Source organism: Rhodococcus sp. IEGM 1302 (genome assembly GCF_030056935.1).
Classification (GTDB): domain Bacteria; phylum Actinomycetota; class Actinomycetes; order Mycobacteriales; family Mycobacteriaceae; genus Rhodococcus_F; species Rhodococcus_F qingshengii.
In genome coordinates this window covers 1-20674 of the sequence record NZ_JASHKY010000044.1, presented here as the reverse complement: position 1 = coordinate 20674, position 20674 = coordinate 1, and the positions used below count along the sequence as shown (strand labels likewise).

16 protein-coding genes are annotated in these 20674 nt (G+C 64.6%); 6 read left to right on the top strand and 10 right to left on the bottom strand.

Annotated features, from left to right (window positions below):
• Nucleotides 1-44: 44 nt before the first annotated feature.
• The 3 genes from QM609_RS28380 to QM609_RS28370 all read right to left on the bottom strand — a co-directional run bounded on the left by QM609_RS28380 (nucleotide 45) and on the right by QM609_RS28370 (nucleotide 2763).
• Nucleotides 45-1052, bottom strand: coding sequence for a heme/hemin ABC transporter substrate-binding protein (locus QM609_RS28380; protein WP_042924733.1), 1008 nt, complete (start codon nucleotides 1050-1052; stop codon nucleotides 45-47).
• Nucleotides 1049-1735 carry a biliverdin-producing heme oxygenase gene (locus QM609_RS28375; protein WP_003946162.1) on the bottom strand — a complete coding sequence of 229 codons (687 nt, stop codon included), beginning with the start codon at nucleotides 1733-1735 and terminating at the stop codon, nucleotides 1049-1051. The genes QM609_RS28380 and QM609_RS28375 overlap by 4 nt, the downstream gene beginning before the upstream one ends.
• Nucleotides 1736-1827: 92 nt before the next feature.
• Nucleotides 1828-2763, bottom strand: coding sequence for an aldo/keto reductase (locus QM609_RS28370; protein ID WP_003946175.1), 936 nt, complete (start codon nucleotides 2761-2763; stop codon nucleotides 1828-1830).
• A 228-nt stretch (nucleotides 2764-2991) separates the two neighbouring features.
• Between QM609_RS28370 and QM609_RS28365 the strand changes: the two genes are divergently transcribed.
• The 4 genes from QM609_RS28365 to QM609_RS28350 are packed head-to-tail and all read left to right on the top strand — an operon-like array spanning nucleotide 2992 to nucleotide 6057.
• The gene (locus QM609_RS28365; RefSeq protein ID WP_030537531.1) at nucleotides 2992-3837 is read left to right on the top strand and encodes an undecaprenyl-diphosphate phosphatase; all 846 of its coding nucleotides are present in this window, start codon (nucleotides 2992-2994) and stop codon (nucleotides 3835-3837) included.
• 58 nt (nucleotides 3838-3895) lie between these two features.
• Nucleotides 3896-4591, top strand: coding sequence for a histidine phosphatase family protein (locus tag QM609_RS28360; protein WP_003946173.1), 696 nt, complete (start codon nucleotides 3896-3898; stop codon nucleotides 4589-4591).
• A gap of 55 nt (nucleotides 4592-4646) precedes the next feature.
• Nucleotides 4647-5246 (top strand): DUF3090 domain-containing protein, encoded by a 600-nt coding sequence (locus QM609_RS28355; protein WP_003946200.1) that lies wholly within the window; start codon nucleotides 4647-4649, stop codon nucleotides 5244-5246.
• Between the two features lie 4 nt (nucleotides 5247-5250).
• On the top strand, nucleotides 5251-6057 hold the full coding sequence (locus tag QM609_RS28350; protein WP_030537533.1) for an SCO1664 family protein: 807 nt from the start codon (nucleotides 5251-5253) through the stop codon (nucleotides 6055-6057).
• Here the strand turns inward: QM609_RS28350 and QM609_RS28345 are convergent.
• Nucleotides 6054-6515: a MarR family winged helix-turn-helix transcriptional regulator gene (locus QM609_RS28345; protein WP_003946187.1), complete on the bottom strand. Its 462-nt coding sequence runs from the start codon at nucleotides 6513-6515 to the stop codon at nucleotides 6054-6056. The two genes, QM609_RS28350 and QM609_RS28345, sit on opposite strands and share 4 nt — an antisense overlap.
• 127 nt (nucleotides 6516-6642) lie before the next feature.
• Here QM609_RS28345 and QM609_RS28340 point away from each other — a divergent pair, with 127 nt between their 5' ends.
• Nucleotides 6643-8733 carry an MMPL family transporter gene (locus QM609_RS28340; RefSeq protein ID WP_225320402.1) on the top strand — a complete coding sequence of 697 codons (2091 nt, stop codon included), beginning with the start codon at nucleotides 6643-6645 and terminating at the stop codon, nucleotides 8731-8733.
• 10 nt (nucleotides 8734-8743) lie between these two features.
• A complete protein-coding gene (gene mshC, locus QM609_RS28335) occupies nucleotides 8744-9985 on the top strand; it encodes a cysteine--1-D-myo-inosityl 2-amino-2-deoxy-alpha-D-glucopyranoside ligase (protein ID WP_042924743.1) in 1242 nt (413 codons plus the stop codon).
• 57 nt (nucleotides 9986-10042) lie between these two features.
• Here the strand turns inward: mshC and QM609_RS28330 are convergent, their stop codons facing one another.
• The 6 genes from QM609_RS28330 to QM609_RS28305 all read right to left on the bottom strand — a co-directional run bounded on the left by QM609_RS28330 (nucleotide 10043) and on the right by QM609_RS28305 (nucleotide 20436).
• Nucleotides 10043-14218 carry a TIGR02680 family protein gene (locus QM609_RS28330; RefSeq protein ID WP_047270509.1) on the bottom strand — a complete coding sequence of 1392 codons (4176 nt, stop codon included), beginning with the start codon at nucleotides 14216-14218 and terminating at the stop codon, nucleotides 10043-10045.
• Entirely contained in the window at nucleotides 14215-15657 is a 1443-nt protein-coding gene (locus QM609_RS28325; protein WP_050655281.1) for a TIGR02678 family protein, read from the bottom strand. The genes QM609_RS28330 and QM609_RS28325 overlap by 4 nt, the downstream gene beginning before the upstream one ends.
• Nucleotides 15654-17159, bottom strand: coding sequence for a TIGR02677 family protein (locus QM609_RS28320; RefSeq protein WP_007733760.1), 1506 nt, complete (start codon nucleotides 17157-17159; stop codon nucleotides 15654-15656). The genes QM609_RS28325 and QM609_RS28320 overlap by 4 nt, the downstream gene beginning before the upstream one ends.
• Before the next feature lie 33 nt (nucleotides 17160-17192).
• Nucleotides 17193-18278 carry a helix-turn-helix domain-containing protein gene (locus QM609_RS28315; RefSeq protein ID WP_007733759.1) on the bottom strand — a complete coding sequence of 362 codons (1086 nt, stop codon included), beginning with the start codon at nucleotides 18276-18278 and terminating at the stop codon, nucleotides 17193-17195.
• 146 nt (nucleotides 18279-18424) lie between these two features.
• Nucleotides 18425-19585, bottom strand: coding sequence for an MFS transporter (locus QM609_RS28310; RefSeq protein WP_050655280.1), 1161 nt, complete (start codon nucleotides 19583-19585; stop codon nucleotides 18425-18427).
• Entirely contained in the window at nucleotides 19582-20436 is an 855-nt protein-coding gene (locus QM609_RS28305; protein WP_223257810.1) for a PAC2 family protein, read from the bottom strand. Before QM609_RS28305 ends, QM609_RS28310 begins: the two co-directional genes overlap by 4 nt.
• Nucleotides 20437-20674: the final 238 nt, after the last annotated feature.

The following is a 20674-nucleotide window of genomic DNA, read 5'->3' as shown; positions in this document are numbered from 1 at the left end:
CTACCTGTCTCTGTACTCACGAATCAGCACTCACGAATCTTTGCTCACGATCCACCGGGCTCGTAGATCGCTTCGGCGAGTGCCGCCATGACGCGTCCGGTGTTGGGCCCGAAGCTGAGCAGTACACCGTCCGCCATGTCGACTACTCGTTTGTTCTTTCCAGCCGGCGTCTGCGCGATGCCAGGGACCTTTTCGAGGCCGTCGATTCCGCCGATCGATGCCAATCCGTCCGTCATCATCAGCAGGGCGTCAGGCGCTGCGGCGATGAGCGCTTCGCTGGTGATGGGCACGAACTGTTGTGTGATGCCCGAGGCGGTTCCTGCATCGGTGGCGCCGAGTGCCTCGATCAAGGAATCTGCTCCGGACCCTTCACCGCCGATCATGGTGATGGCCGATCCGCGCATGTAGAGGAATGCGATTTTCAGTGGATCGCCCTCGGTGGGGACCAGGTCACGAGCTCCAGCGATTTCCGATTCGGTCCGATCGACCAGCGCTGCGCCCTGGGCGGGGACGCCGAGCGCGTCGGCGACGGCCTGGAGTTGTCCTGGCACACCCTCGAGTGTTCGGGTCGGATCGAAGAAGACGACGGGAACACCGGCGGCGCGCAACTGATCCTGGACGCTCTTGGGCCCGATACTGGTGTCGGTGAGAACAACGGTGGGATTGAGGTCGAGAATTGCCTCGGTGTTGAGCGATTGGCCGCCGACCGTGACAACCGGCACGTCCGCGACTGCGGGGAACTTGGCGGCGGTGTCGCGGCCGACGAGATTGTCACCGAGGCCGAGCGCCACCGTCGTCGTCGCGAGCGTCCCGTAGCGGTCGGCCGCAACAATCCGGCTGTTGTCGGTGATGGTCACGTCGACGCCGTCGAAGCTCTTCACCGTCACGGGCAGTGTCGCGGTCGGGTTGTCGGACACGGGAACCGGGCTGGAATCTTCGAGTACCGCGGTCCTGGCACCCTGAGATGTCGTCGGAGTGTCGCTGGACCCGCAAGCCACCAGACCGAAACCGGCTGCTGCGACCAGAGCCGCCGCGGCCAAGCGCTTCATCATTTGACGAGGTAGCTCTCGATGTCGCCTTCGAGGTCGGCGAACAAGTCGCCGTTGAGGCGGTACGCCAGATTCACCTCGTCGATGAAACGCTGCTGTTCCTCGGCAGGAATCTGCAGTGCATCCAGATTCGAGCGGTAGTCGTCCTTGAAAGGCTTCGGCTTGGGGATGCCTTCGAAGATGTAGAAGCGAAGTCCGTCGGTCTCGAATCCGTAGGCGCGTTCGAGCATCCGGCGGATGATCTGTCCGCCCGAGAGATCGCCCATGTACCGAAGGTAGTGATGTGCGACGAAGCCGGCAGGCCAGTCGAACGCCACCTCCTTCAGGCGGGCGATGTAGCGCTCGGTTGCCGGCAGTGCCACGAGTTCGTCGCGCCAGTTCGGTCCGCCGAGGAACTCGAGATCGGCCTCGAGTGAAGCCACGCGCAACAGATCCTCGGACAGGAACGGGGCGACCAACTCGTTGTCGGCGTGTGTGCGGCCGGCCTCTTCGAGGCTCGTGTAGACGAGGTACGTCTGTCCCAGAAGTGCGGCGTAGCCAGCCGTGGTCAGCTCACCGCCGAGTAGTGCGCCTACGAATCGCGACTGCTCCGTCTCGCGGTGTGCTGCGTCCGTCTCGGTCTTGATTCGTTCGGAGAAGGCTGGGCCTGCGTCTGCGGAAAGGCTGTCTACGTCGAGCGTGGTCATTGATTCTCCTGAGGCTGTAGTCAAGCGTTGCCTACTAGGTTAGCCTGCCCTCGCCAACGCGATACCTCCGGTATTTCGATCAGCGGGACAGATCAAGCGCTCACATCGTCGAGAGCCGCGGCAATCGCTTTCGGAAGTTCCAATTCTTCGGTTGCCAGTACTCCTGTCAACTGGGCGAGATCACGCGTGCCGACGACGGCGCTGGCCACCCCGGCGCGATCGCGCGCCCAGGCCAGTGCCACCGCCAGTGGGGAAGTACCCAGACCGTCGGCAGCGGTAACGACTGCGTCGACCACCCGGATCGAGGAATCGGTCAGATAGCTCTGCACATCCTGCGAATGTGCTTCGTCGGCGCCGCGGGAATCGACGGGAATGCCGTCGCGGTACTTGCCGGTCAGCACACCGCCCGCGAGGGGTACTGCGGCGAACACTCCGACGCCGTGATGGGCCGCCGCTGCGAACAATTCTTCCTCGACGCCGCGTGCGAGCAACGAGTACTCGGCCTGCGTCGCGGCGAGTGTTGTTGCGCCACCGGCTCCTACGGCCGTCGCGAGCTGCCAGCCGAGGTAGCCGCGCACTCCGACGTACCGCACCTTACCGCTCGAGACGGCGTAGTCGAGGGTTGCTGCAACCTCGTCGACGGGCGTGAGCGGATCCCAGGTTGCGACCTGCCACATGTCGAGGAAGTCGGTTCCGAGTTCACGAAGAGTCGCGTCGAGCTGGCGGAGCAATCCGCGCCGCGAGCAGTCGACGCGGTCGGTGCCGATCGGTGTGGGGTCGATGCCGGCGCTCGAGCTGATGATGAGTTCGTCACGTGGAACGACGTCGTCGAGCAACTCGGCGAGGATTCGTTGCGCCGCACCGGCGCCGTAGGCGGGCGAGGTGTCGACCAGGGTTCCGCCGGCCTCGGCGAACGCGAGTAGCTGCGCAGCAGCCTCGTCGCCGTCCGTGTCGCGTCCCCATGTCAGTGTGCCGAGCCCAAGTCGCGAGACCCGAAGTCCGCTCGTTCCGACAGATCTGTGCTTCATAACCGCCTGCATCTCGCGCCCGACTCGTGTGCGCAAGTGCGGCACCCGAGAGATCTCACCACGTGCAGACTAGTAGGCGCTCGCCTCGAGTCGGGGTATTCGGACACGGACGTGCCGGGCGCGGCGCGGCGCCGTGGGCCCCGGTAGCGTGGCGCCGGTGAAACGTGAACCCGACACACGAAACCTGTGTGCAGTAACCCCATTCGAATCAGCCGGGATCGGTGAGTGATGGGCGAAGCGATGACCTGGCTCCAGGCCGTGATCCTGGGCCTCGTGCAGGGCTTGACCGAGTTCCTGCCCATCTCGTCTTCCGGACATTTGCGAATCGTGTCGGAGATATTCTTCGGCAGTGACGCCGGCGCGTCGTTCACCGCGGTGACGCAGCTCGGCACCGAGTTGGCGGTCCTGATCTACTTCGCACGCGACATCGTGAGGATCATCACTGCCTGGTTCCGAGGTGTGTTCAATGCCGAGCACCGGGGCGATCTCGATTACCGGATGGGCTGGTACGTCATCATCGGCACCATCCCGGTCGGCATCCTCGGGTTCTTCTTCAAAGACCAGATCCGTACCGGCGCACGCAATCTGTGGCTGATTGCCACGATGCTGATCGTGTTCGCGCTCGTCATTGCTGCTGCCGAGTACTACGGACGCAAGACGCGCCCGATCGAATCGCTCACAGCGCGCGACGGCATCATCATGGGTTCGGCTCAGGCGCTCGCGCTCATCCCGGGTGTCTCACGTTCGGGTGGCACGATCAGTGCCGGCCTTTTCCTCGGACTCACCCGTGAGGCCGCAGCCCGTTACTCGTTCCTGTTGGCGATTCCGGCAGTTCTCGCCTCCGGTTTGTTCAGCCTCCCGGATGCCTTCGAGCCGGCTGGTGAGGGTCTGAACGCGAGCGGTCCGCAGTTGCTGGTGGCAACCGTCATCGCCTTCGCGGTCGGTTACGCAGCGATCGCCTGGCTGCTTCGATTTGTTGTCGATCACTCCATGTACTGGTTCGTCGGATACAGAATCGCTCTCGGCGTAGTCGTCCTTGCGTTGCTGGCCACAGGGGTCGTGTCCGCGACATAGGGCCCGTTTCGACGTCGACCACCCGTCCGTGCGGCCACCGCCCCATTAGGGTTGTGGAATGACAGTTGTCCTACTGCGGCACGGGCGGTCGACGTCCAACACTGCCCATACCCTGGCCGGTCGAACGCCGGGTGTGGAACTCGACGACCACGGCCGGAAACAGGCCGAAGGCGTCGTCGATCGGCTGGTCGGTCTGGACATCGCGGAGATCGTCCGCTCGCCGCTGTTGCGGTGTGAGCAGACGGTCGGCCCCATTGCCGTCGACCGTGGTCTGACGCCGGTGGTCGAGGATCGCCTCATCGAGGTCGATTACGGCGACTGGACGGGTCGCCCGCTCAAGGAACTCTTGGAAGAACCGCTCTGGAAAGTGGTGCAGCGCCACGCTTCCGGTGCAGTGTTTCCCGGCGGTGAAGGGCTGGCCCAGGTACAGGCGCGAGCCGTTGCCGCGATCCGAGAGCACGACGCACGGCTGGCCGAAGAACACGGCAAGGACGTCGTCTGGATCGCGTGCACGCACGGTGACGTCATCAAATCGGTTCTCGCCGACGCGTTTGCGATGCACCTCGATTCGTTCCAGCGCATCGTCGCCGAGCCCGCCTCGGTCAGTGTGATTCGCTACACGGCGACACTGCCGTTCGTTCTTCGCGTCAACGACACCGGAGACGTACTCGCCGCGATCGGTGCGGCGAAGGCCGCGACCAACGGTTCGGCTCCCGCGCAGGAGTCCGTCCCCGGCGGAGAGGTCGGTGCGTGAGCTGTGACGGATAATGGGTATTCAGTGATGTTCTGCTCGAACTCGAGGAGGTGCAATGTCGCGCGCGATTCACGTATTTCGCACTCCTGACCGATTTGTCGCAGGAACGGTGGGCGAACCCGGTGACAGGTCTTTCTATCTCCAGGCCGTGCACGAATCACGGGTGGTGAGTGTGCTGCTCGAGAAGCAGCAGGTTCAGGTCCTCGCCGATCGCATGGGCTTACTCCTCGAAGAGGTACATCGACGCTTCGGAACCGAGGTTCCGCCACAAGCCGACGACGTCTCCGACCTCAGCCCGCTGGTCACACCGCTCGACGCGGAGTTCCGGGTCGGCACGATGGGGCTCGGTTGGGACGCCGATGCCGGGGCGGTCGTCGTGGAGCTGCTTGCCGTCAGCGAGACGGAGTTCGACGAATCGGTTGTCCTCGACGACGCCGACGACGGTCCGGACGCGGTCCGTGTGTTCCTGACTCCGGAGCAAGCGCGCGAGTTTTCGCTGCGGTCCGAACGCGTCATCGCGGCGGGACGCGCGCCGTGCCCGCTGTGTGGTGAACCGTTGGCGCCCGAGGGGCACGTCTGCATCCGCACCAATGGGTACCGACGCGGCGAGTCCTTCGGTTTCGCGATCGACGACGCAGACGACGACGAGGTCTGACGTCGTGTCCGAACCTGGTGTGCCGGACGTGCTGCTCGAGGGTGATCTGACTCTGATCGGTCAGATCACCACGGCGAGCAACGCCACGCTGGTATGTGAGTCAACTCTGGGGGAGAAGTCCACCCGCGTGGTCTACAAGCCGGTCCGGGGTGAACGCCCACTGTGGGATTTCCCGGACGGCACTCTGGCGGGGCGTGAGGTCGCGTCGTACCGCGTGTCCGAGGCGCTGGGTTGGGGAGTGATTCCGCGAACAGTGTTGCGGGACGGCCCTTTCGGTCCAGGCATGGTGCAGCGATGGATCGACACCGTCGATCGCCGCGCGGATGGATCTGGCGGACTCGAGATGGTGGACCTGTGCAGTCCCGGCAATGTTCCGCCGGGGTGGTTCGAGGTCCTACAGGCCTTCGACTCGGAGGGTGAACCAGTCTCCCTGATCCATGCGGACGATCCACGGCTGCAGCGAATGGCCGTTCTGGACGTCCTCATCAACAACGCCGACCGCAAAGGTGGTCACGCCCTCGAAGGCGTCGACGGCTCGGTGTACGGCGTTGATCACGGAATCTGTCTTCACTCGGAGAACAAGCTGCGGACCGTGTTGTGGGGGTGGGCCGGGCAGCCCGTACCCGGTGCTTTGATCGCCGACGTCGCCGAATTCGCGACAACTCTCGACGGGGATCTCGGCGACGAGTTGTCCGAACTGATCACCGAAGAGGAAATCGTGGCCTTGGCGGTGCGGGCGATGCAGTTCGCCGAGTCCGCTGTGATGCCTGAGCCGAACGGCCATCGAACGATTCCCTGGCCGGCCTTCTAGTCGCGAGACGTTTCCTGCTGTTCGCGAGTTGCCGTCTTCAATCCGGGTGAGCGAACCAATCGCAGTAGTTGTTCGCGCAGCGCGGCGACATCCCCGACGCCGACGGTCAACGCCGCATCTTCTTTCTCGAGCGTCAGTAGTCGCTCGTACGTCAGTCTTCCGGCGTCGGTTATCGCGATCACGCGCCGACGCTCGTCCCTCGGATCGGTGTCACGAGTGACGTAACCCGCTCGTTCGAGACGGTCGATCGTGCGGCTCATCGTCTGATCGGTGACTCGGGCGTTCTTCGCGATGTCGCGTTGAGACGCCGCCCCACCGGCGATCGAGTGGAGCACGATCAGGCCCGCGTGCGTCATGTCCTGAGACCGCAAGACCTTCTCCCACGAGTGCTCCACCAGGCGTGCAGCGGTGGACAACAGCCGGCCGGTGGGCCAGTCGTCCAGGCCGTCGCTGCTCATTTTTCTGCCTTCCGTTTGCAATTACTCAGCATGCTGAACAAAATAGTCGGCAAGTCCTCTGCTGCCGATCCCTGGAGACCCAGTGAGCACACCAGTACAAAATCGTCCTGTTCGTCGCCTTCGATGGATTGTGCCAGCTCTCCTCGTGATCGGCTGGCTGGCAATCGGAGGATTCGGCGGTCCGTTCGCCGGAAAGCTCAGCACGGTGCAGCAGAACGACAACACGTCGTTCCTGCCCGCGTCGGCCGAAGCGACCGAGGTGGCAAAGCTTCAAGAGAGCTTCACGGACACGCGCTTCGTGCCGGCCATCATCGTGGCGGAACGACCGGGTGGCCTCGAGCCCGCCGACTCCACCTTCCTTTCCCAGACCGTCGATTCGTTTGTCGGTACCGAAGGATTCGGCGACGCCTCATCGCCGCCGATCCCGTCGGCCGACGGCCAGGCACTCCAGATGTTCCTGCCGGTCGACAGCACCCTCGAAGTCAAGGACAGCGTGAAAGCGCTGCGCGCGGCGCTGGAGTCGAGCCCTGACGGACTGACAGTCAAGGTCACGGGCCCCGCTGGGCAGGTTGCGGATCTGTCGGCAGCATTCGCCGGTATCGACGGATTGCTGTTGTTGGTAGCCGGATCCGTCGTGATCGTGATCCTGATCATCGTTTACCGAAGCCCGATCCTGCCGTTCGTGGTGATCTTCTCGGCGATCTTCGCACTCGGATTGTCGAGCTTGCTCGTGTATCTGCTCGCGGACGCGGACGTCATCGCACTGAACGGTCAGAGCCAGGGCATCCTGTTCATCCTCGTGTTCGGTGCCGCCACCGACTACGCGCTACTGCTGGTCTCTCGTTACCGGGAAGAATTGCGGATCGAGAAGGACAAGTACGCAGCAATGCGCACTGCGTGGCGCGCGACGCTCGAACCTGTCGCAGCGTCTGCAGGAACGGTCATCGCGGGCGTTCTGTGCCTGTTGCTCTCCGACCTGAACTCGAACCGCGGACTCGGTCCGGTGGCCGCCATCGGTATCGCCGCGTCCTTCCTCGCATCGATGACCTTCCTACCTGCTGTCCTGGTTCTGTTCGGGAGGACGGCGTACTGGCCGACCAAGCCGAAGTTCGATGCAGACCGCGAGCACCACGACGAGGCGAACGATCACCGGTTCTGGGCCGGGCTCGCTGCTCGAATCGGTAGGCATCCGCGCCGCTTCTGGGTGGCGTCGACTCTGGTGCTGGTGATCTTCGCGATGATGATGCCGCAGTTCAAAGCCAGCGGTGTCTCGTCGTCCGACATCTTCTTGCTCGATGTCGATTCGGTTGCAGGCCAGGAGATTCTCGGCGAGCACTTCGACGCGGGTTCGGGTTCACCGGCCGTGGTCATCGCGAATGCAGACCAAGTGGATGCCGTTGCGGCAGCCAGTCGCGTCGAGGGTGTCAGCGACGTGAGCGTCGTGCAGAACGGGGGAGCCCCACTGGTCGTCGACGGGCGAGTCTCCCTGCAGGCGACGTTGACTGACGCTGCCGACTCGCTCGAGGCCGAAGACACCATCGTGCGACTGCGTGATGCAGTTCACTCAGTGGAGGGCGCCGACGCATTGGTCGGTGGCGTCACTGCGACCGACCTCGACACGAAGACCACCTCGACACGGGACCGGACACTCATCATTCCCGTGGTGATCATCGTGGTGTTCGTGATTCTCTCGCTCTTGCTGCGTTCGCTTCTCGCACCGCTGCTTCTCATGGGCACCGTTGTGCTCTCGTTTGCTGCGACACTGGGCATTTCGTCGCTGGTGTTCGACCACATCTTCGGTTTCCCCGGCGCGGATCCGGTGGTCCCGCTCTTTGCGTTCGTGTTCCTCGTGGCTCTGGGAATCGACTACAACATCTTCCTCATGACGAGGGTGCGTGAGGAAGCGCTGAAGATCGGCACCAGGGCGGGCGCTCTGCGGGGACTCACGGTGACCGGCGGGGTGATCACATCTGCCGGAGTTGTTCTGGCAGCAACCTTCTCGGCGTTGGCGGTGATCCCTCTGTTGTTCCTCGCCCAGATCGCGTTCATCGTGGCGTTCGGTGTCCTGCTCGACGCTCTGATCGTCCGATCCTTGCTGGTCCCGGCCTTGACCTACGACATCGGTCAGAAGATCTGGTGGCCGAGCAAGCTCGCGTCGACGCCCGAACCAGAGCAGGATCAGCCAGCACCTTCCCAGCCTCAGAGCAGTCTCCACTAGGCTCGGCAGCATGCAGTCTTGGTCCGATACCGCACTCCCGTCCGTTCCCGGTCAGGGGCCGCCGTTGCGGCTGTACGACACAGCCGACCGTCAGGTTCGCCCCGTCACCCCGGGCGAGAAGGCGACGATGTACGTCTGCGGCATCACCCCGTACGACGCCACCCACCTCGGCCACGCGGCCACGTACCTCACGTTCGACCTCGTGAACCGCATCTGGCGCGACGCCGGACACGATGTCCACTACGTCCAGAACGTGACCGACGTGGACGACCCGCTGTTCGAGCGAGCCAATCGCGACGGCGAGGACTGGATCGTCCTCGGCATGCGTGAGACGGCACTCTTCCGCGAGGACATGGAAGCGCTGCGTGTGCTTCCGCCGAAGGACTACATCGGCGCCGTCGAATCGGTGAACGAAGTAGTCGAGTTGGTGGAGAAGTTCGTGGCGTCCGGTGCCGCGTACATCGTCGACGACGCGGAGTTCCCCGACGTCTACTTCCGTGCCGACGCGACCGAGCAGTTCGGCTACGAGTCGGGCTACGACCGCGCGACGATGGAGAAGTTCTTTGCCGAACGCGGCGGAGATCCCGATCGCGTCGGAAAGCGCAATCCGCTCGACGCACTTGTCTGGCGTGCGGAGCGTCCGGGCGAGCCCTCGTGGCCCTCACCCTTCGGACCGGGTCGCCCCGGCTGGCACATCGAATGCGCGGCCATTGCACTCAACCGCATCGGCTCCGGCTTCGACGTCCAGGGCGGTGGCAGCGATCTGATCTTCCCGCACCACGAGTTCTCGGCTGCGCATGCCGAATCGGCAACGGGTGATCGCCGATTCGCGCGGCACTATGTGCACACCGGCATGATCGGTCTCGACGGCGAGAAGATGTCGAAGAGTCGCGGAAACCTGGTCTTCGTCTCCAAGCTGCGCGGCGAGGGGGTGGACCCAGCGGCAATCCGTCTCGGACTTCTGTCCGGCCACTACCGCCAGGATCGCGCGTGGACCGATCAGGTCCTCGCGGATGCTCAGTCGCGCCTGAAGGTGTGGCGCGAGGCAGCAGCTCTCGGTTCTGCGCCGTCTGCCATTGACACTGTTGCGCGTTTGCGTCAGCACCTGGCCGACGATCTCGACACCCCGAAGGCGCTCGACGCGCTCGACGGTTGGGCCCGCCGCGCCATCGAGGGCGGCGGATCCGACACGCAGGCACCCGGCGAGTTCGCCGATGCCGTCGACGCCCTACTGGGTATTTCGCTTCGCTGAACCCCTGCTGTGCGCCTTTATTAACCGCCCGCGGTTAATAAAGGCGCACAGCAGTTTCTAGGCGTAGTCCAACGCACCTTCGGCGGGTGTCGGCACCCGGCGCCGTAGCGGCGAGCCCAATGCCCTCGCCAGATCCGTTCCGTCGTGCTCGGCAAGCAGCTCACCGTTCGACCAGACCAGCAGCGCGGCGCTGACCGCTTGTTCGGCCGTGGAGTGCGCGAGGTCGTAGTGCGCACAGCCGGGGACGTCTGCGTACGTGATCCACAGGTCGTAGCCGGTCATGAAGAGGTCCAGGTCGAACTGAACGCTCAAGCCGAGAAGCTCGCTGCGACCGTTGTCGTCGACACCGGCGAAGGCCTCGTCGAGTGCCAGCAGACGCGGGGCGTGCGGGTCGGCCGAGTCCAACATGACGTGCGCCGCGGCGAACAAAGGAAGGTGCAGCGAGACGGACTGCTCGCCACCGGACAGCGCGCTGTGCCGCGCGACGGTAAGACGGTCTTCCTTGCCCTCACCGCTGATGAGGGTGAACGAGAACACGCGCCATTGACGGTAGTCGAGCGCCGAGGACAGAATCTCCGGGTACGAGCGTTCGGGGTGCGCCGCGCGGGCGGTACGGATCTGCGTCGCGAAATGTGCTCGCAGAGTAGCTAGTTCATCGACGCCGAGGGCCGACGCGTCTCGATCCAGCAGCTTGGAGATTGCCCGCGAGCTGTCGTCGAGGTTGTCGGCGAGCACCCAGTGAACGCCGATGGTATTGCCTGAGGACATCCGCCGCTCACGCATCTCGGTGCCCATCTGTGCGATCAACTCGCGTGCGTCGACCGTGCGCTCGTGGATCTGCTGGGCCAATCCCGTCAACAGGGCATCTTCGAGAATGCGACGCTCGGATTCGGTGAGCAACTGCTCCTGATCGCCGCGAGCGTCGTGGATCCGCGTTGCGAACTCGCCGATCGACGAATAGCCCTGATCGTCCTGGACTCGTACGACGGTCAGCCCATCCGGTGCATCCCACTGCAGACGGTAGTCCTGTCCGGCCGCTGCGAGTTGCGCGTCGAAGTCCTGCAACGCCGAGGTCAGTGCCGTGCGGGTTGCCTTGCGGGCTCCGTCGGTGACTCGGACTGCCGAGGTCGCAGCCTCGAGCGCTCGGTACAACTTGTCGACGTCTTCGGGGAGGACGGGCGGGTGGGCTGCGTCCTCGCTGCGATCTTCGTTCTGGATGCGGTAGACCAACTGATCGGGGCTCATCCACGCCGCTGAACTTGCCGGCCAGCTCAGATGTTCCTTGACGCCCAACAACTCGAGAAGGTCCGGGCGCGCGTAGGGTGCGAGTCGCTCTGCATCACTGCGGGTTTCGGTCAGGGTGTGACGCAAGGTCTCCACGGCGGTGTTGTACGCACCCTCCGCCGTGCCGATCTGGAGGACGGCGGCGTCGTATGCCTTTCGCGCCGCACGCTGTTCGACCTTGCATTCTTCGATCTTCGCGCGGGCTTTTGCCAGGTCCAGGTCGATCTGCTCGGCGCTGGCACCGAGGGTGTCGCGCAGCGTCTCGAGACGCTGCACCTGCTGGAGCAGACTCTCCTCGGCGATGGCGGCTTCCTCGGCGAATTCCTCCGCATTGGCGCGTGATTCGTCGAGACGGTCGCGAGACTCGCGTTCGAGTTCGACTTCCTTGGCATGCTCCCGTCGGCAGCGCAGCGCCAGTTCCCCCTGCTTCTCGAAATGACGGATCGCCGCCGCGAGGGAGTCGAGTTCACGGCCGATATGCGGCGTCCGGTGCTGCGACGCCGTCGCTCGGAGTTGCTTTTCCTTCGCCGCGAGATCAGCGATCGCCGCATCGAGTTCTCGTTGTGCCGTTTCCGTGGCCTCCGAACGAGTACGGAGTGCGCCGGCGGATTCGGTGACCGTCTTGAGTGCGCGCAGGATCGAACCTGTCTTCGGCAATTCCTTTGCCGCAGAGTTGATCCGGCTCAGTTGCTCGTTGGTCTGCGCCACCAGTGCCATGGCCGTATCGACTGCCGCGGCAAGTTCTTCCAGAGCCGCGTCGATCTCGGTGATCCGAGCCTCGCGTCGACGCGCCCGTGCTGTGGTGCCGATGTACTCGGCGTCGGCCTTGACGTGCCGGCCACGCGCGACGCCCTGCCAGAAGCGGCCGTCGACGCCGATCGCGACGCTTGCGTCGGAGTCGCCCGGCGCCTCGACGAGACTGATCGACGCGAGAATGTCCTGTACCCGAGCGTCGGGTACGTCGGCATTGCCTTCGACCTCGAGGACGTCGGCCAGCGTTCGTCCCTTCGGACGCTGCTTGACGGGCAGAGCCGTCAGGAACTGCTCGCTGACGTGCTCGGGAATCTTCTCGTCCGGGCAGACCCAGCCGTCGAGCAGATTTGCCGCCTGGAGTGCGGATTCGATTCCCGTGGCCACGTCTGGTTCGACGGAATCGGCGAAGCGCACCAACTGCCATAGCGGTGCACCACCCAGTTCACTGCGGTTGTCGGAGCGTGCGTGGAAGGCAGGCGGAGCGTCGTCGTGTTCCGCGGAGACGGCCTTGCGCTCGGATTTGAGAGCCGCGATGGAGGCGTGTGATGCAGATATTTCAGCTTCGGCCTCACGTCGACGCTCGCGCAGCGTCTCGGTGCCGGCCACGGTGTGCTCGGCGAGAACTGCGGACAGCGCCGGAGCGTCTTCGTCGCCGACCTCGGCGAGCGCCGCGTCGAGAGCTTCGAACAGCGACGTGTCGGCGCCGACAGCCGAAAACAGGGAGGAGTGATCGGTCCACCACGCGCGCAGCCCGCTGGCGCACTGACTGCGTGCGAGTTCCACGGCAGCTTCGCCCTCGAGTACCGCGGCCTTGGACGCTTCGAGCAGCTCTTGTCCACGGCGAGAGCTGTTTTCGGCCCGGGTTCGTTCGGTCGCCGCCTTCTCGACGGTCGCCAGTGCGGTGCGGACGACGCGTACGTCACCGTCACGCTCCTCGGCATGGCCACGGACGGCTGCCGTGATCTGGTCACTGCGTGAGCCGTCGGGCAGGGGAGTCCAGACGATGCCGGCGTCCTCGGCTGCTGCCTGAAGTTCGTCCTCGGCGCGCGAGAGTGCTTCGGCCGCACGCTTGACTGACGATGCAGCCTTGTCGGCTTCGTCGCCGCGTTGAGCGAGTGCGGCCTGCGCTTTCCGGGACTTGTCTGCCTGCTGCTCGGTCGAGAGCTTGAGCGTCGCGACGGCCTGGGCGAGGTCGTCGAGTTGCTGTTTGCCTTCGTACGCGCTCGAGCGTTGCAGTGCTTCGACATTGGCGCGCGCGTTCTCGAGTGCCTGCTCGGCCTGGTTGAAGCGCTCCTCGGCTGCTGCCCGCGCCTCACGGCTGCGGGTCTGGGCGAGCGACGACTCGTCCATGGCGGCAACACCTCTGGTGACCGCTGCGAGGCGGGTGCTGACCTGTTCGATCTCTCCGCGAGACTGCTGACGCAGGTACTTGGTGTAGACCCCGATGAAACTCTGGGCTGCCTGATCGGCGGCCGCGAGCCCCTCGAGCGCGCGGCCGACTTCCTCCATGTCGCTGAACGAACGCGCAGCTTCGAGGACCAACTGATCGTCGAGTGGACGGAGACCGTCGGTGAGTGCCTGCGAAAGGCCCTTCGGGTCGAGGTTCTTCGCGAGCTGGGGACGGCGAAGCGTGAGAATGAGATTGATCAGCTGGTCGTAGCGCTGCACTCCGAGACCGAACATTCGCGCGTCGATGGCTGTGCGGTAGTCGAGGGGACGGTCGGTGATGGAATCGCTGCCGAGTTGTTCGGCCAACTGCTTCTTGGTGAGAGGACGATCGTCGTTGCCGATCAGCGAGAAGTCGACTCCGACGCGGCCGTCGGCGACGAAGTACCAGCGGGTGACCTTGTCGTTGGTTCGGGTTGCCCGCATTCCGATTCCCACGGTCACCGACTCGGGATCTTCGAGGGAGCCGCGGCAGAACTCCATCCACACGTAGGAGTGCGCGCTGTCCTGGCCCCGGTAGAGCAGGTTGGACTTCATCGTGCGCTCTTCACCGGCGAACGGGTTGAGGCGCCGCGGTTCGATGCGGCCGTCGAAGACGAACGGGAACAGGACCTCGAGGGCCTTGGTCTTGCCGGATCCGTTGGGTCCCCGCAGAACCAGTCGACCGTCGGCGAACGAGAACTCTTGGTCTCGGTAATCCCAGAGGTTGATGATTCCAGCCCGAGTAGGTCGGAAGCGGGCGTTGCTCATACGTTCTCTACCTCTGATAGTTCGCCGTTGGGGGAAGGTTCGGGGCCGAATTCGTCGACCGGATCCGGTGCGGAGTTGTCCACCGCGAAGTCGATCTGAGGATCGCGTTCGCGCACGGAGACCACGACGTCGCGGTACCGGGCAAGGACGGGCAACACCAGTACGCCGCCGTCGACCGCATGCGTCAGGCGCAGACGTTGCAGCAACCCGAGCGCCTGCTTGCGCAGCCCGTTGTGATCGGCCTGCCACTGCGCCGCGAAAGTTCGCCCGAACTGGTCCACCAACTCGGTGACCTTGTCAGCGAGCCAGTCGTCGTCGATTTTCGGGTACGTGACGGGTGGGGGTGGCTCGGCCGGTTCGCCGGCGGGCAGCACGAAGTCGTCGTCCTCGTCGGCGAGGTCCTCGAAGATCCCGGCCTCGGGGATGGCGGCATCGAGTTGTTCGATCAGGTGATCGTCCGACACGTGCGGGATCGGAAGTATCGGCAGTTCGGGAGCGTCGACGTCGAGTACGCGGTCGGCAATCTCGCCGGCCAGGAGAAGTGCCACCTGAGCGATCGTTCCGGTGCTCGGGAAGCGGACGTCGGAGAGTCGGCCGGTGGGATCGATCATCGCGATTCCCTCGGCGCGGCGCTCGGCCACCAACCCCGTCAGTAGTTCGACTTCCGACGCGGTCTTGGGCTGCGCCAACGCGATCAATTCGTGCTGATCGAGTTCACCGGCCAGTACGACCGGGCGCTCGACGAGTGCCCGACGTACTCGGCGTCCGATCTCTTTCGCGTCCACGGGAATTCCGTCGTCCTCGGAGGCGCTCGAGGTCTCGACCGCCAGGAGTCCGCGGATGGAGTGAAGGTGCTGCAGGGCGCGCGGTGGACGGAACAGCGCTACGACGACGGAACGGTCGATGTCGTAGAGCGCTTCTCCCGCTTCGGGATTGGACGCCCAGCCGTTTGCGTCACCGTCGGCGAGGGCGATGGCGCCTCTGACTCCGAGCCAGCCCACTGCGTCGACGAAGGCGTCGCGGTCGGACGCACGATCGGTGGAGAGTTCGACGCCGTCGACCTGCGCGGCGTCGGCCGCGACGTGATCGGCCAACTCCGACAACGTGATCTGGTTTCCGGCGCGGCCCAATGCGGCCAGGCACAACGCCAGGTAGGCGTAGCGCGTGCGATCGAAGGTTCGCTCGGAGGCAGTTCTGGCCGGTGCCGACGGGTTGAGTCGATCCGACACCGTGAACAGGCGCGCGGTGGTCTCCGTCACCTCGAGGCGGTAGCCGAACAGTTCGAGTAGGTCGTCACGCAGCTCGGTGGCCCAACGGCGCAAGAGCGGCAACGCAATTCGATCCGGGTACGTCGAGGTGATCAGGTGGTTGGACAGGATCACTCGCGCCGCGCGTTGATACGAATCGAGGGCAAGGGGCGTGATCTCGCGAGCTCTCATCGAACACTGACCTCGATGCCGTCGAGGTGCATACGCCCGCGGGCGGTCTTGATGGTGGTCGAACCGTCCGAGGGACTGAGTGTCAGCTTCACCCCGTTCTCGCTACCGGTGGAGCTCTTGACGCGTCCCACCACCGGAACGCGCGCGGTCAGTGCTGCATTGAGCAGACTCAGCAAAACTTCGGTCTCCTGCTCGTTGAGTTCGCGCTGATAAACACCGTTCGACGCGAGGGATTGCGCCGCGGCACTGCGCGTACGTTGCGCCGCCAACTGCTCTTCGCGCAGGCGGCGGATGCTGCCGTCGTTGCGGGCGACCTTGCTCGGCAAGCCGGGTGAGGGCGGGCGGCCGGTTTCGGCGAGTGTTCGCGCGATCTCGACCGGCGGTGCCTCCCACCACGAGCGTGAGTGAGAAATGATGTCGGCGTCCGGATGCACCATCGAGAGATGGCGTGGACGACCGAGGTCGAACACTGCCTGGAACAGAGCATGAGCTGCGTCTTCGGACGGCGTGGCGGCGAACCAGCCGGCGAGGTGCCGGAGCTGGCTCTCACGGCTGACGCCGCCGCGACGGGTTTCCGTGACGCGGCGAAGGAGCGCCAGAACCGCGGCGATCGCGCTCATCGTGCCCTCACGTAGACGCTCGGACTCGCTGATCCCCGATTCCGCGGAGACGAACCAGGCGGTCAATCCTCGCCAACGTGCAGCCCAGTCGTCTTCGCGTTCGGTGATCGGGACGAACACCCGTTCGTCACTGGCGGCGGCGAGGCGGATCATGCGATCGACCCCGGTGGATTCGACGTGCTCGATCGCTTCCTTGAGCTTGGGGGCGTAGCGCGCCAGATCGGAGCTGAACTCCCGCATGTGCGTGAGCAGAGCGTCCTTGTGCGTGAGGAAAGCCTGCGGAGTGATCTCCGTGGTCCGTACGAGGTCCCCGAGGGTCAGATAGAAGTGCGCGGCTCGATCGGCCATGTCGGAGAGTGTCGAGTCGAGGCGCTTGAGCTTGCGGAAGATCAGATCGCCGTCGGAGCTTCGGTTGGCCTCGGCGAGTTCGGACATGTCTGCGAGCAGGTCCGGCAGAGCGAGACGCGAGAGCGACGCCGAGTCCAGGCGTGCGGCGAGAACGTCTTCGACTGATCGATAGACCTGGTATCCGGCCTGACCGAACTGGTAGACGAAGTGGCGATTGCGGTACTCGGCCAGCGTGGCCGCGCGGGTGCCGTCGTAGCTGCGCTCGAGGATCTCCCACACGTGGAGCTGATCCAACAGGGGAGTGACCTCTGCTGCCGACAGATCGGCCGCCGGATCCGATCCACCGATCTTCTCGAGGATGTGCGCGACGGCTCCGGCATGCAGCAGGACGGTGTAGTTGGCGCGAGCATGGTCGAAGGCACGAAGTACCCAGAGGTACTCGGCCCGTTTTTCCGCGATCGTGAACGAAAACAGCTTCAGTCGATTGGTGTCGGCGTACGCGGCGTAATCGGGCGCACTCGTTTCTTCCACCATGACAGGGTAGGCGAGAGACGCCCCCTCTTTTTCCTACGGGCGATCCGTAGCAGGGGATGCGGCGCGTCGCCACTGCGATTCGTTCTCGATCATCCATGTGAGCAGGTGCTCGGCCGCCGCCTCGTCGGAGTCCGGGCCGACCAGCAGATCGGCGAACGCTTGGCTGGGGGCGACGATGCGGATGCCGTCGCGGGTGAGCAATCGGTCGAAGGCAGACGGTGAGAGGGGAGCGGTGATCCACACGTCACCGCCGGATTCCACCCGCCGTAGTCCGAGAGCGTCGGCGAACTGATCGACGTTGTCGGCATGGAAGTGGGCACGTCGAGTGGGCGCGTACCGAGCAAAGGGTGCGGCGGCCACCGAGGCGGTACCGGCGTAGATGTGACCGCTGAGCTGACGCAGTTGATCGAAGAGTGCTTCCAACCCGTCCGGCGCGTGAAAGCCGTGAGGCGTCGGCGCTTTGGCCCCGGCCTCAGCCGCCCATTCACGAAGCATCTTCGGCCAGCGGACGTCACCGATCCCACCGCGGGGGAGCCTGGTCACCAGTTCACGATCCGACAGTGTCTGAACCACCCGATAGGTTGCTCCCGTCGACGCACCGGCCAGGCGCACCAAGGCAGTGATCGCCAGTGGCGCCGCGAAATCGGCAAGCGCACGCACGACGCGAGCTGACGGATCGCCCGTCAACTGTCCGGAAGGACGTCCGGGCCCCCGCCACGGATCGGCGTCGGCTCCGCGTCCACGCACCCAGACGGCGGGTCGATCAGCGGTCAACGACACGTTGCCCGTGGCGTCTGCGTACGAGATCGCGTGGGAATCGAGCTGCCGGCGAACCGGCTCGGACAGATATTTTGCGCACACGAAGCCCGATTGACCGGTGGGGAAGCGATCGGCGATACCGGGAACGTCGCTGCTCAGGACACCGTGAGCGGCGTACACGCCGAATTTGGCCACCGAGCCGTCAGGGGAGCGGAGGTCGAGTCGGAGTGGCGCCTCGGACAGGTCGGGGGAGCGCTGCGTCGACAAAGACCAGGTAGGAGGCAAATTTTCTTCGATGACGGCAACCGATCGCCGAAAAATGTCGATCGGCCGTTCCGGTTCCGACTCAGATTCGCTCATGTTCCAATGGTATCAATATCTGTCGACGACGGAAACACAAGATTTTCCGAATAATGTTCGCCCTGACAGCCTCGCGACAACGGTGGTCGCTTTCGCCGAGAAACTCACTACCTACACAACTTCACATTCGAAATTGCGGAGATCGATCAGCGTTGCTTCGGCATGATCAGGGGAGCGACGACGGCGAGCAGTAGTGCGGGGATCAGGAAGCTCGCGGCAGGCGAAGAGTCGTAAATCGGTGTCAGGGCCAGGGGAGCAAGAGCGGCGCCGCCGAAGCGCATCGCTTGGACGACGGACACGGCGCCGCCACGGTTCGGCCCCGCGGATCCGAGGACCGCCGCGTTGACGCCGACCAGCACGAACTGGCTCGCGACGCCTGCGACAAACCATGCGATCGCGATCACCGGCACCAAGCCGGCAAGGCCGACTACGGAGACCAGAACTGCTCCGCCCAGGGCGCCGATCATCACGGAGGAGCGTGCGCCGATGCGATCGATGAGGATTCCGATGCGCCGGGCCGAGAGGATGCCGGCCACGCCGAAGACGGTGAGCAGTAGGCCGCGGACGGTGGGGGACAGCCCGAACTCGTCTTCGAAGCGGAAGGCGAGCAGGAAGCTCAGTCCACCGAGGGCGCCCCAGCCGAGCAATGCAGCGATACCGATGCGGAGCACTTCGGGGCGTAATGCATCGCGGAGACGGGCGGGAGTGGTCGCTGCCGGTGCTTCGGACTTCGGAAGTCCGACGGCTCCCAGAATGCCCGCGACCACTGCGATGACGAGAAAGGCCAGACGCCAGTCGAATTCGGCCGCCAGTCCGCCGATCAACGGAGCCGACGACTGCCCTGCGGCCTGGAAAGCGCCGAAGGCTCCGAGGGCTCGACCCAGCCGTGCCTGCGGTGTTGCGGCCGCCAACGAGGCAAGCAGTAGCGGCGTGGTGAATGCGTTCGCGGAGCCCTGCAGTACCCGGGCGGCAAGGAAGATCTCGAGTGTCGGGGCGAGGAAGCATGCCAACGACGCGAGGACGTAGACGCCGTAAGCGATGCGCACCGTCCGAACCTTGCCCCACCGCGTCCCGAGTGTCCCCGACACCAACATCAGAGCGGCGAAGGGGAGCAGGTACGCGGTGAGGGAAGAGGCGGCCGCCGACGGACCGACCCCTAGATCGTCACCGATCTCTGGAAGGATCGAAGCAACCACGCCGCCGCCGAACGGGCCGAGGAACCCGCCGGCGTACAGCGCGATCAGCTGAAGCCGGAGGCGCAGTGGGCGCTGTGTACTTCCGCCTTCTTCTGGAGTGTTCTTGCTCACAGTCCGAAGCTGCCGGGGCCTCGCCGTCTGAGGTAGCGCTCGAATTCCGCGGCGATGGCATCGCCGTCGATCTTGGAGATTGCTTCGCTGATGTCGGTTTCGGCGTCTCCCCGTTCTTCCAGGGTGCGCACGTATTCGCCGATTTCCTCGTCGTCCGCGGTCATTTCGTTGACCGCTTCCTCCCAATCCTCCGACTGAGCCGGGAGCTCCCCGAGTGGGACCTCGATGTCGAGAACATCCTCGACTCGTTGAAGGAGAGCCACTGTGGCCTTCGGGTTGGGTGGCTGCGAGACGTAGTGCGGAACCGCCGCCCAGAACGAAATAGCGGGTACACCAGCACGAACGCACTCGTCCTGAAGAACCCCGGTGATGCCCGTCGGGCCTTCGTACCGCGTCTGTTCCAGGTTGAATCGGGCGGCGGATTCACTGCTGTAGGCCGTGCCCGTCACCGGGACCGGTCGGGTGTGCGGAGTATCGGCGAGCAGGGCGCCGAGGATGACGACCGTCTTGACGTTCAGTTGGTCGATCAGCTCGAGCAGATCCTCGCAGAAACTGCGCCACCGCATGTTGGGCTCGATCCCGCGAAGCAGGACGATGTCGCTCTCGCTGCCAGGAGGCGAACAGACCGACAAACGTGTTGCCGGCCAAACGATTTCGCGAGTGACACCGTCGACCTGCCGGACTGTGGGGCGGTTGACCTGATAGTCGTAGTAGTCCTCTGAATCGAGTTCGGCGAGCGGCTGGGCATCCCAGATCAGCTCGAGATGTTCGACCGCACCGCTGGCTGCGTCACCGGCGTCGTTCCAGCCCTCGAAAGCTGCAACGAGGATGGGATCACGTAGGACAGGGATGTCGCCCTCGAGGCGGTCGCTGCTGTCGACGGCAAAGCCGTCAGGGCTCTCGAAGGCCGCGGAATCATCGAAATCGACCGGGCCGTCGGGAGTGACGGGGAACTCACTTGGACTCACCCACCCAGCCTACGGCCAGAGCTTGTCGGTGCGCCCACTACTCTGGACGGCATGTCTGCCCCATTTAACTCTGCCCTGCTTGATGCGCTGAAACAGCGCGTTGTCATCGGCGACGGAGCGA